Genomic DNA, 9,534 nt, shown 5'->3' on the forward strand with positions numbered 1-9,534 from the left:
GATGTTGGGGGGTATTGACGATCATCGGCGGCAGCAACGACGTGTACAGCAAATAGCAGTTTTTCTGACTGTATTGGTTGTGGGTGTTTCTCTAGTAGTTCTGTTCGATCTATTTGGGTTGAGTGGTGTTACGGAACTGGAGCCCAACGAAACTGGAGACACTATAGCCGGGTTTGCCGGGATTCTTGCATTTATATGGTTAATTGCGGGGTATTTTCTTCAAAAACAGGAACTTCAACTTAATACGGAAGCTGTTAAACAGCAGGCCGAAGAAATTAGGGCAACGGTTGTCGAGCTGGAAAAGCAAAACGAATCATTGAAGCAATCTGAGCTTTTTAATAAAAGAAGTATTTTGATTAGAATGATAGAATTAAGACAAAGAGAAATCGATGAATATGTTTTAGATTTTTGTGCGAGATGCTATTTAGTAAATGGAAAGATAAATAATTATTCAAGTAACATGAATATTGGTGTGAATGATGCGGGTTATTTAATTATGATTCAGGAAATACCAGAGAATATTAATTTGCAGGATCAACTAAAGAAGAAAATTGAAGCGGAAAATATGCTGAATTGGATTTCTGGATTTAATGACTTGATGAAAATTTATGATGATATGGAGGATGGTGGCAGTTTAAGGGCGTCATTTGAGCGAAGTATAAGGGCGCGATTTTATATATTACTGTGTAAGCTATTTGAAAATGAAATAGAATTTAAATACAGAGCGGTGATCGATTAGATGCAAACCAACTTCACCCTGGCCCAACTCGCCGATCCGGAGATCTCCGTCGCCAACGAGATCCTGCGCAAATGCGTGCATTGCGGGTTCTGCACGGCGACCTGCCCGACCTATGTCCTGTTGGGCGACGAGCTCGACAGCCCGCGCGGCCGGATTTACCTGATCAAGGACATGCTGGAGAACGACCGGCCCGCCGGCGAGCAGGAGGTCAAGCATATCGACCGCTGCCTGTCCTGCCTGTCCTGCATGACCACCTGCCCCTCCGGCGTGCATTACATGCACCTGGTCGACCACGCCCGCACCCATATCGAGCGCACCTATACCCGCGCGCCGCTCGACCGCTGGATGCGCGCCCTGCTGGCCAACCTGATCCCCTATCCGAACCGGTTCCGCGTCGCGCTGGCCGGGGCCTGGTTCGCCCGGCCCTTCGCGCCGCTGGCCGGCAACCTGTTCGGCGGGCGGCTGCGGGCGATGCTGGAGCTGGCGCCCAAGGCGATCCCTCCGCGCTCGGCGATGGACAGGCCGGGGGTGTTTCCGGCCCAGGGCGAGCGGCGGGGCCGGGTAGCCCTGCTGCTCGGCTGCGCCCAGCGGGTGCTGGAGCCGGAGATCAACGACGCCACCATCCGCCTGCTGACCCGCCACGGGGTGGAGGTCGTGGTGCCGCCGAGTGCGGGCTGCTGCGGCTCGCTGACCCATCACATGGGCCGCGAGGACGAAGCCCATGCCAGCGTGACGGCCAATGTGGACGCCTGGTGGGCCGAGACCGCCGACGGTGGCGGGGACGGGCTGGACGCGGTGGTGATCAACGCCTCGGGCTGCGGCACCACGGTGAAGGATTACGGCTTCATGCTGCGCGAGGACGCGGGCTATGCCGACAAGGCGGCGGCGATCTCGGCGATGACGCGGGACGTGACCGAGTATCTGGCGGAGCTGGACCTGCCGGCGGGCGCGCCGTCCGATCTGACCGTGGCGTATCACTCGGCCTGCTCGATGCAGCACGGCCAGAAGATCAAGACCCTGCCCGCCGAGCTGCTGACCCGGGCCGGGTTCGCGGTGAAGGGGGTGCCGGAGGGGCATCTGTGCTGCGGGTCGGCGGGTACCTACAACATGATGCAGCCGCAGATCGCCCGGACGCTGCGCGACCGCAAGGTGGCGAATATCGAGAGCACCCGGCCGGACGTGATCGCGACCGGCAATATCGGCTGCATGACCCAGATCGGCGGCGGCACCGCGATCCCGGTGGTGCACACGGTGCAGCTGCTGGACTGGGCGACGGGCGGGCCGGTACCGCCGGCGATGCGGGAGAAGGCGGTTTGACGTGCTCCCGTCATCCCGGCGGCCTCCGGACCTGATCCGGAGGGCGGCCGGGACCCAGCTCTGTCAATTGCCTCGGGGTCCCGGCCGACCCCCGGGTCGAGCCCGGGTCTCGCCGGGATGACGAGATTGCAGTGCGTGGGAAGATAGCGGCTCCCGTAGCCGCCCCTTATCCCCGCAGCGCCATCTCTCCGCCGTCGCCGAACACCTCCTCGAAGGCGCCCTTGAGCGCCGCGTCGACCTCGGTCATGCCGACGAGCACGCCGAGGTCGACCAGGCTGGTCACCCCGTGGCCGGCGATGCCGCAGGGTACGATGCCGTCGAAATGGGACAGGTCCGGCTCGACGTTCAGCGCGATGCCGTGGAACGTGACCCAGCGTCGGACCCGCACGCCGATGGCGGCCACCTTGTCCTCGCGCAGGGGCTCGCCCCGGTCGGTGCGGCGCACCCAGATGCCGACTCGGCCGTCGCGCCGCTCGCCCGCCACACCGAGCCGGTCGAGCGTCCGGATCAGCCATTCCTCCAGCGCATGCACATAGGCCCGCACATCCTGGCGGCGGCGCTTCAGGTCGAGCATGACATAGGCCACCCGCTGGCCCGGCCCGTGATAGGTGAACTCGCCGCCGCGCCCGGTGCGGTGGACCGGAAAGCGGTCCGGCTCCAGCAGGTCGGCGGTCTCGGCACTGGTGCCCGCCGTGTAGAGCGGCGGATGCTCGAGCAGCCAGACGGTCTCCGGTGCCTCGCCCAGATGGATGGCGCCGGCCAGCCGCTCCATCTCGGCGACGGCGGCCTCGTAACCCACCAGCGCGTCGTCGTGGCGCCAGTCCACGGCACTCCGGAACACGCTGTCGGCCTGGTCGGAGAGAGGGGCGAGTGACATATATCGGTGTCCGTTTCCGGTTCCGTGCTACAACCCGCGATCTCAGCTTGATTGGGCGGGCGGCTTTTGCTAATCCCTCACCCTCGCTGCGGGCCGGGGCTCGTAGCCAAGATAGTGCGGTCGTGGCGGAATTGGTAGACGCGCAGCGTTGAGGTCGCTGTCCGGTAACACGGGTGGAAGTTCGAGTCTTCTCGACCGCACCATCTTCTTTTTTTGGCCATTGAGGCCCGCTAACACCTTGAAGGGTAAGGTGGTTTCGGGCGTTCGATAACCCTGATTCCGGACATAGCGGAGATGGGTGTCGAAAGCCATTCTGAGGACCGCGCGGCGGTGCTCGAACTGGCTGGAGGCCCAGAGTTTCTGAGGGTTTTCGAGGAAGTCGAAGGCCGTTCGATAAACCTTGTCGAACTTGGCCGCCGGTTTGGTCGTTCCGGCGATTTTCTCACGGATCGCCACTTTGTCTTTCTCCATAGCGGCGAGGCGCTTTTCGTAGCTCGCGACCAGAGGCGCTTCGGCTTCGAGGATTCGATCCATCAGGCGCTCTGAGGCCGTCTCCAGCTTTCTCAGCTCGGCCTTGAGCACCCCCACGGAAGCAGTCTGCACGCCGTGGAGCTGGTCCCACATGTCCCGGAACATCGCCTTGGCGAGAACCACCATGCCCGGTGCGGGCTTGATCGTGGCGAGAATCTCCACGAACTGCCCTTCGATCACATCGCGGCGGATAGACTTGCGATAGTCGGGGCAGCCCTTTGTGTCGCAGAGATAATAAGGATGATGCCTGACCGCGCCTTTTGACCATGCCGCCGTGTAGGGCTCCCCGCACGCATCGCAGGACACAAAGCCGCGCAACGGGAAGTCCTCTCGGATATCGGCCCGCTTCGGTGCCTTGGCGCGGCCTTCGAGGCGATCCTGAATGCGCTGGAACGTGGCGTAGTCGATCAGTGCCTCGTGCCGACCCTGCTGCATGTGGATGCCCCAATTGGGGATGTCGACATATCCGGCGTAGAGCGGATGAGTGAGCAGGTCCCTGACGCGGGAAAAATGGATGAACCCCGGCTTGCCCTTGGGGAACAGCGGGTTGTGGTCGAGGAAGTCCTTTACCTCGCTCTGTGTCTCGAAGCGGCCCGAGGCGAAGCCTTCCAGCGCTTCCGTCACAACACTCGCGACCGGCTCCGTGCGGACCAGAAGCTTGTTATGGCCGCTGACCTTCTCGAAGTGGTAACCGGGTACGGGTTGGAACACCCAATAGCCGTTCTTGGCGCGGCCCCACATCCGGTTCTTGGTCTGCTCGCCGTTCTTCTGGCGCTGGTGTTGGGCGACGCTGGCCAGCAGGTTCTCGATGAGGGTGCTGTCGGAGTCCTCGCCGAACCGGACGGATGGCGACATCAGCACGCCGCCCGCCTCCAGAATGGCGCGGCGCAGCGCACGATAGGCCTCGATATCGCGGGCGAGCCGGGACAGGTCGTCGATGACCACCGCATGGGTGCGGTCGGGAACCTCGTGCAGAAAAATTAACAAATCCCGCATGCCGGGACGGTCGGCATGCTTGCCGGAAATATCATCGACGAACACGCGGGCAACGCTCATGCCCCGGTTCTTGGCGAACTCCCGGCATCGGGTTTCCTGGCTCGCGAGCCCGTCGCCCTCGGTAATCTGGGAGTGATCGCTCACCCGGCCATAGATCACCGCCTTTTTGGGGATGGTTTCGGTATCAATGTCCATTAGCGACTCCCTTCCGCCGTCTCGGCATCGGCCTGCCGTACGGCATTCTCAAAATTCGACTTAAAATTCCTATCTTCCGATTCTACTCCATCCGCTTCCGGAATTGGCAGCGACGAGCGGGTTCTTGGCTCTTGTCCACAGCTTTCCGCTTCATTCCCTTCGGCCTCGAATTCGAGCCGAATGCCGAGCAACATGGCCTGGAGCAAGATGGTCCAGACTGTCTCGATATATTCGCGCTCCTCATCCGCGCTCAGGCCGAGCTCCGCAGTCTCGGCGCGGTATTTTTCGGTGTCGAGCCGGATGGCGGGCTGACAACCCGAGGAAGCCTTGTCGGCGGCGTGTCTCCTGTCTGTCTTGGTCTCTGCGGTCATGTCGTTTTCCTCTTAGTTCGCCGTCATTCTCTCGCCTCCATCCGTGTTTACGCATTGAGAACATAGTAGGAACATTATTCTATTATTGTGCAATTCTCAACGCGATCACACGGATGTATGCAGGCGAGGCGTCAAACCTCCGGCGTGCGGCCCGGGGTCGGCGCGGTGCTCCGCTCTGGTGCCTTGGCATGGGCGAGGGCTTGGTCCCGCTGCGCTGCCAGGCCCTGCGGGTGCTGATTCTGGGGCTGGGGTTCGCTCCGGGCCGTGTCCGGCTGCATCGGCAGCTCGGATTGCCTATCTTGAGTTCTCTGCTGGTCCTTGAAGAACTCGTGCCATTTGCCGACTTCGCGGTGGGCCTCCAGCATGATTGCCTGAACTTTCAGGACATCCGAGCCGCTGAACGACCGGGACACGCCGTATTCCCCCGATTGCTGGTCCTGATAGGTCCGGCCGACCTCGACCGAGACGAAGGGGCCGTTCTTGCCCTCCTGCTGCCAGAGCTTGGCGAAGACAGCGCCATCGCGCAGGGTCTGGAGAGGGCCTTGGTTCTGGTTTTCGGACATGATCGTCTCCTTTTCTGGTTGAGGGGCGGTCACAGCGACGGCCCGGAGAAGTCTCTGGTGAGGGTGCGGTCCTGTTCGGGAGCAGGTTCGCGGCCCGCATCCATGGTCTCGGCTCGCGCGAAGGCGGCGCTGCGCTCCGCCGTCAACCAGCCGTCGCGGTCGGCACGACCCCGCATGTGCGGCGGCGGCTTCAGGGCGGGTTCCGGCTTATCCTGGCGGGCGGCGGGCTTGGAGAATTCGCGCACGGGCCCATCGGACTCACCGCGGCGCTGGCTTTCGGTCTTTTCCAGATCGTCCAGTTGCCGCGCGATCATCGGATCGCGGCTGCGGTCGAACGCGGTGTGCACCTGCGGGGTCCGGTTCATCACCTCGGCGTTGAGCCAGGGCCCCTTGATATCGCGGGCATGGCTCATCGGATGGCCTCCCGCGCATCGATCCACGCGAGGATCGGGCAGCCGTCGAGTGTTCCGAAGGCCGGGGTGATGACGCCCCGGCTGCCGAGATAGGTGCAGTCGAAGAACAGGCTGGGATGGGCTCGGCCCTCATAGTAGCTGTAGGAGAGCCGAAGGTGCGGACCGACCGGGCTGATCAGGAGAAGGGCGATCAGAACCAGCGGCCAGCGGCGCAGCAGGGTGACTAGCGAGCGGGCCGCAACGGCGCCGAGGGTCAGAGCGGTTCTCATGACACCCTCCCGCCGCCCAGAGCCCAGCCGAGCCACGATAGCAGGGAGCGGGCATACGGCTTGATGTTCAGGCGCACCCGCTTCAGGTAGCGCTTGCCGTAGAACGGCGACGGGTCGAGCTGCTTCCGCCACGGCGCGATCTCGGCGATGCTCGGCAAATCCACCATCATCGGCTTGTTGTTGCCGATCATCAGGATGCCTTTCTCAAGGCGCCGGATTTCCTCGGTGCCCAGCAGGGGCTTGCCGTCCTCCTGGAGGCCGTAACCATCCATCTTGAACATGCCGGTGGCGGCGTTGCTGTTGTTGGAGCGCGCGATCACGCTCTCATGGCCCAGCATGCGCTCGATCATCGAGAGCGTTTCCGGGTTGCGCTGCCCCGGCATGAACAGCTTGACCTGCGCCTCCGACAGCAGGGTCTCCAGTGCGGCCTTTCCGTGCTTCTTGGCGAAGGCCGGGAAATTCTGGAAAATAAATATTGGAATAACAGAATATGCACGGAGTGTGGTAAGATCGACCTCGATGCCCTGCCAGGGCAAGTTTCCGGCCTCGTCAACCAAAAGGAAAACCTTGCGGGCCTTGTTCTCGTGGCGGCGCAGTTCCACGCGCGCGCACCAGTTCAGCACGGTTAGAACCTCGCTATGGGCAGCCATCTTGTTCGGATCGAGCATCACCGCGACTGTCGTGATGCCCTTGTCCTTCAACTCGGAGAAACGGAAGCTGCATGTGCTGGTGAGCTTGTTGGCGCGGGTGGTGATGTCGAACTTGCCCAGCGCCGATATCCGCGCGCTCGACAACATGCTGTCGGCGAGCTTGCCGTCCGGCTGCTCCATGATGTCGGCGATGCCAGACGCCAGCGCACGCAGGAACTCGGTGAAATTGGCGACGTCCGCCGGGTCGTGCAGATGCGCCCAGGGGGATTGATCGATCGGCATGCGCGCGACGGACGCCACGCCGTCCTCTTCGACCTCCAGGCGGCCCGCCGCCCATTGCGCATGCCTGAGCAGGCTTTGCTTGTCATTCAGCATCTGTAGGCATTTGCCGAGGGTGGCGTTCTCGCCCTCGACCAGCACCACCATCAGGATCACGAAGCCGATGAGGCGACGACTGTTGTCCTTCCAGAAACTCCCGTTGCTGACATCCGATTGCCCGGTGTCATCGGGATCGAGATTGCAGGACAGCTCCTCGATCAGATCGGTGATCTCTTCGAGACCGCCCTTGAGGAAGAATGTCTCGCTGACCAGCACCAGTGGATTGTAGGTGTCACTCTCCTGGCCGATCTCTTTCTGGTAGGTGCCGCCCAGATTGATGATCCGCAGCCGCTCACCCCGCTTGCGCAGAGCCTTGGCAACCTGCGGGGTGATATCCGACTTGAAGTCGTAGAAAACCTTGGAATGGCCCTTGAGGGACATGATCGTGGGGATGGTGAATTTGGTGGTCTTGCCCGATCCGCTCGGCCCGATCACGTAGGCGGACGCCTCGATATCCGGGAACACGGGCGTACCCTTGAAGACCCCGAACAGTGGCCCCCAACAGTGCGGGATCAGATCACGCCGCACCTCGCGCAAAGACTTGGCGAAGGCGGAGGTGCCCTTGCGGCCCGTCGGGGTACGGGCGTTGATGTAGCCGCACAGATCGGCGGCCAACGTCAGGCAGCCGGATAACAGGGCGAGGGCCGACACGCCCATCCCAGCAGCGGCGAGAGCAGGCAGGGGGTTGATCTCGCCGCCCACCATCAGCGGCCCGCCAACTTCGCGCCAGGCCATGTATGACACCCCGCCGATCACCAACGCAGGCAGGATGCGGCCAGTCGGCTTTTTGGCTTGCTCTGTCATCGCGGTTACTCGCTGCCGGACGGGCGAAGGCGGTAGACAGCGACGCGGCTCGCGCCCGCTTCCTCGAAATAAGCGCTCCAGAACGCGGCCAGTTCGTCTTCGGTGCAGTGCGGGCCGTAGTCGGTGTGCAGCACCAGGTAGAAGAAGACCTCCACGCCGCTCATCGCGGCGGGGGCCACGCGGGCGTATTCCGGCTTGTCCTTGAAGCGCTCGAAGGGCGGCAGATCGCCCTTCACATCACAGAACCGGGCGATTTCCGTGTTCTGGATGCCGTCGCTGATGACCAGCAGCCGCTTGCGCCCGCCCGCATCCCGGAAGCCTGGGGTGCGCGATATCGCCTGGAATTGCTCCAGCAGCGGGCTGTCGATCGCCAGCACCTTGCCGCCCGTCTTGGTCTCGGAAAACACGCTGTCGACCACCGGCTGGACAGCCTCGCCGAAGCGCTTGTCCGCCTCATTGCTGAGGAAGCCCGAGGATGCCGTCTTTTCGATGCCGTTGCGGGCATAGTCGGCTTCAGACCTCGCCGGACCGCAAATCTCCACCCGGCGCGGGGCCAGATCGCCGACCGTATCGGCTTCGGTCGTGATGACCGAGAAGCGATAATTGAAGGGCAGCGTCTCCCAGGCCTGCGCCACCGCCGCGCGGATGTCGCGCTCCTGCGACGGCGACCAGCTCATCGAGGCGTCCCACCAGATGGTCGTGCTGCCCTGCGGCGCGGCGCTCTCGTAGCAACCCAGGTCATCGGGGCGGATGGTGTCCGCGCCCGAAACGACGGCGTAGCCGACGCCGCCAAGCGTGGTGGTCGCAAGCAGGCCAACAACCAACGGGATGGTCCATTTGCTTCCCGTGGCAGGGGTGCGGCGGCGCGGACGGGATACATGACGGTTCGCATGACGTTTCATGACGGGTCCTCCGTATTGGGTTTGTCGTGAAGGCTTGAGGTGACCAGTGCGCGCGCTTCAGCCGCCGCCGTGACGATCACCGTGCGGCAGGCCTCGATATCCGCGCGGATATCCCGCGCCGGGTCTTCCGGCGGGCGCCAGTCGACCCGGAACCGGGCACGGATGGCGTCTGCGTCGATGCGCCGGATCGCGGGCGGGTTTTTCCCCGCAATCGAGCGGTAGAGGGCGACAAGGTGATCGTGGGCGGCATCGATGGACGCGATGGCGTCCTCGACATCATCCGCGAGGGCGGCCTTGTCGGCTTCGAACTGCGCGATCCGCTCCGCCCGGCCTTCCATTGTGGAAAGCACGGTCTCCGCCGCCTCATCGATCAGGCCGAGATGATCCTCGGCAACGTCATCGATCTCAGCCAAAGCGTGGGCATGGGCATCCTGACGCGCGGCTTCGCTCGCCGTGACGCTGCGCGCATGCGCGCGGTCACGCCCCGGATCGGGATCACCGAAGGCGCTCATGCCTTCCACCCAGGCCA

The 9,534-nt window shown here is 62.8% G+C and carries 11 protein-coding genes, 1 tRNA gene and 1 pseudogene; 4 read left to right on the forward strand and 9 right to left on the reverse strand.

The genetic code is table 11. The annotated features are described in order from the left end of the window. Position 1 precedes the first annotated feature (1 nt). Both BLS34_RS25620 and glcF read left to right on the forward strand, forming a co-directional pair. Positions 2-739 (forward strand): hypothetical protein, encoded by a 738-nt coding sequence (locus BLS34_RS25620; protein ID WP_139189437.1) that lies wholly within the window; start codon positions 2-4, stop codon positions 737-739. Further along, positions 740-2,056: a glycolate oxidase subunit GlcF gene (gene glcF, locus BLS34_RS23075; RefSeq protein ID WP_093154229.1), complete on the forward strand. Its 1,317-nt coding sequence runs from the start codon at positions 740-742 to the stop codon at positions 2,054-2,056. 166 nt (positions 2,057-2,222) lie between these two features. Here the strand turns inward: glcF and lipB are convergent, their stop codons facing one another. After that, positions 2,223-2,933, reverse strand: coding sequence for a lipoyl(octanoyl) transferase LipB (lipB, locus tag BLS34_RS23080; protein WP_093154230.1), 711 nt, complete (start codon positions 2,931-2,933; stop codon positions 2,223-2,225). A 116-nt stretch (positions 2,934-3,049) separates the two neighbouring features. Here lipB and BLS34_RS23085 point away from each other — a divergent pair. Both BLS34_RS23085 and BLS34_RS26280 read left to right on the forward strand, forming a co-directional pair. Further along, positions 3,050-3,136, forward strand: a tRNA-Leu gene (locus BLS34_RS23085). Positions 3,137-3,227: 91 nt separating this feature from the next. Then, a complete protein-coding gene (locus BLS34_RS26280; RefSeq protein ID WP_215906198.1) occupies positions 3,228-3,479 on the forward strand; it encodes a hypothetical protein in 252 nt (83 codons plus the stop codon). Positions 3,480-3,632: 153 nt separating this feature from the next. On the opposite strand, the pseudogene BLS34_RS26770 reads toward BLS34_RS26280, so the two are convergent. From BLS34_RS26770 to BLS34_RS26290, 8 genes and pseudogenes are all read right to left on the reverse strand, one after another. Continuing rightward, a pseudogene (locus BLS34_RS26770) lies at positions 3,633-4,655 on the reverse strand (recombinase family protein); the annotation flags it as partial. Further along, entirely contained in the window at positions 4,655-5,026 is a 372-nt protein-coding gene (locus tag BLS34_RS23095; RefSeq protein ID WP_093154232.1) for a hypothetical protein, read from the reverse strand. The pseudogene BLS34_RS26770 and the gene BLS34_RS23095, both read right to left, overlap by 1 nt. A 131-nt stretch (positions 5,027-5,157) precedes the next feature. Further along, positions 5,158-5,589: a hypothetical protein gene (locus tag BLS34_RS23100; protein WP_093154233.1), complete on the reverse strand. Its 432-nt coding sequence runs from the start codon at positions 5,587-5,589 to the stop codon at positions 5,158-5,160. A 29-nt stretch (positions 5,590-5,618) separates the two neighbouring features. Next, on the reverse strand, positions 5,619-6,002 hold the full coding sequence (locus BLS34_RS23105; RefSeq protein WP_093154235.1) for a hypothetical protein: 384 nt from the start codon (positions 6,000-6,002) through the stop codon (positions 5,619-5,621). After that, positions 5,999-6,271: a hypothetical protein gene (locus BLS34_RS23110; RefSeq protein ID WP_093154236.1), complete on the reverse strand. Its 273-nt coding sequence runs from the start codon at positions 6,269-6,271 to the stop codon at positions 5,999-6,001. The genes BLS34_RS23105 and BLS34_RS23110 overlap by 4 nt, the downstream gene beginning before the upstream one ends. Further along, a complete protein-coding gene (locus tag BLS34_RS23115) occupies positions 6,268-8,103 on the reverse strand; it encodes a type IV secretory system conjugative DNA transfer family protein (protein ID WP_093154238.1) in 1,836 nt (611 codons plus the stop codon). Before BLS34_RS23115 ends, BLS34_RS23110 begins: the two co-directional genes overlap by 4 nt. A 5-nt stretch (positions 8,104-8,108) precedes the next feature. Further along, on the reverse strand, positions 8,109-9,005 hold the full coding sequence (locus BLS34_RS23120; RefSeq protein WP_139189438.1) for a hypothetical protein: 897 nt from the start codon (positions 9,003-9,005) through the stop codon (positions 8,109-8,111). Further along, the coding region (locus tag BLS34_RS26290) for a hypothetical protein (protein ID WP_215906199.1) at positions 9,002-9,534 on the reverse strand (533 nt) is incomplete at its 5' end. The genes BLS34_RS23120 and BLS34_RS26290, both read right to left, overlap by 4 nt.

This window comes from Thalassobaculum litoreum DSM 18839 (assembly GCF_900102465.1).
In the GTDB taxonomy this organism is placed as follows: Bacteria; Pseudomonadota; Alphaproteobacteria; order Thalassobaculales; family Thalassobaculaceae; genus Thalassobaculum; species Thalassobaculum litoreum.

Bases quoted from the DNA above. Each gene is read 5' to 3' on its own strand.
- BLS34_RS25620 (WP_139189437.1), top strand. From the start codon at position 2: ATGTTGGGGGGTATTGACGATCATCGGCGGCAGCAACGACGTGTACAG.
- glcF (WP_093154229.1), top strand. From the start codon at position 740: ATGCAAACCAACTTCACCCTGGCCCAACTCGCCGATCCGGAGATCTCC.
- lipB (WP_093154230.1), bottom strand. From the start codon at position 2,933: ATGTCACTCGCCCCTCTCTCCGACCAGGCCGACAGCGTGTTCCGGAGT.
- BLS34_RS26280 (WP_215906198.1), top strand. From the start codon at position 3,228: ATGGGTGTCGAAAGCCATTCTGAGGACCGCGCGGCGGTGCTCGAACTG.
- BLS34_RS23095 (WP_093154232.1), bottom strand. From the start codon at position 5,026: ATGACCGCAGAGACCAAGACAGACAGGAGACACGCCGCCGACAAGGCT.
- BLS34_RS23100 (WP_093154233.1), bottom strand. From the start codon at position 5,589: ATGTCCGAAAACCAGAACCAAGGCCCTCTCCAGACCCTGCGCGATGGC.
- BLS34_RS23105 (WP_093154235.1), bottom strand. From the start codon at position 6,002: ATGAGCCATGCCCGCGATATCAAGGGGCCCTGGCTCAACGCCGAGGTG.
- BLS34_RS23110 (WP_093154236.1), bottom strand. From the start codon at position 6,271: ATGAGAACCGCTCTGACCCTCGGCGCCGTTGCGGCCCGCTCGCTAGTC.
- BLS34_RS23115 (WP_093154238.1), bottom strand. From the start codon at position 8,103: ATGACAGAGCAAGCCAAAAAGCCGACTGGCCGCATCCTGCCTGCGTTG.
- BLS34_RS23120 (WP_139189438.1), bottom strand. From the start codon at position 9,005: ATGAAACGTCATGCGAACCGTCATGTATCCCGTCCGCGCCGCCGCACC.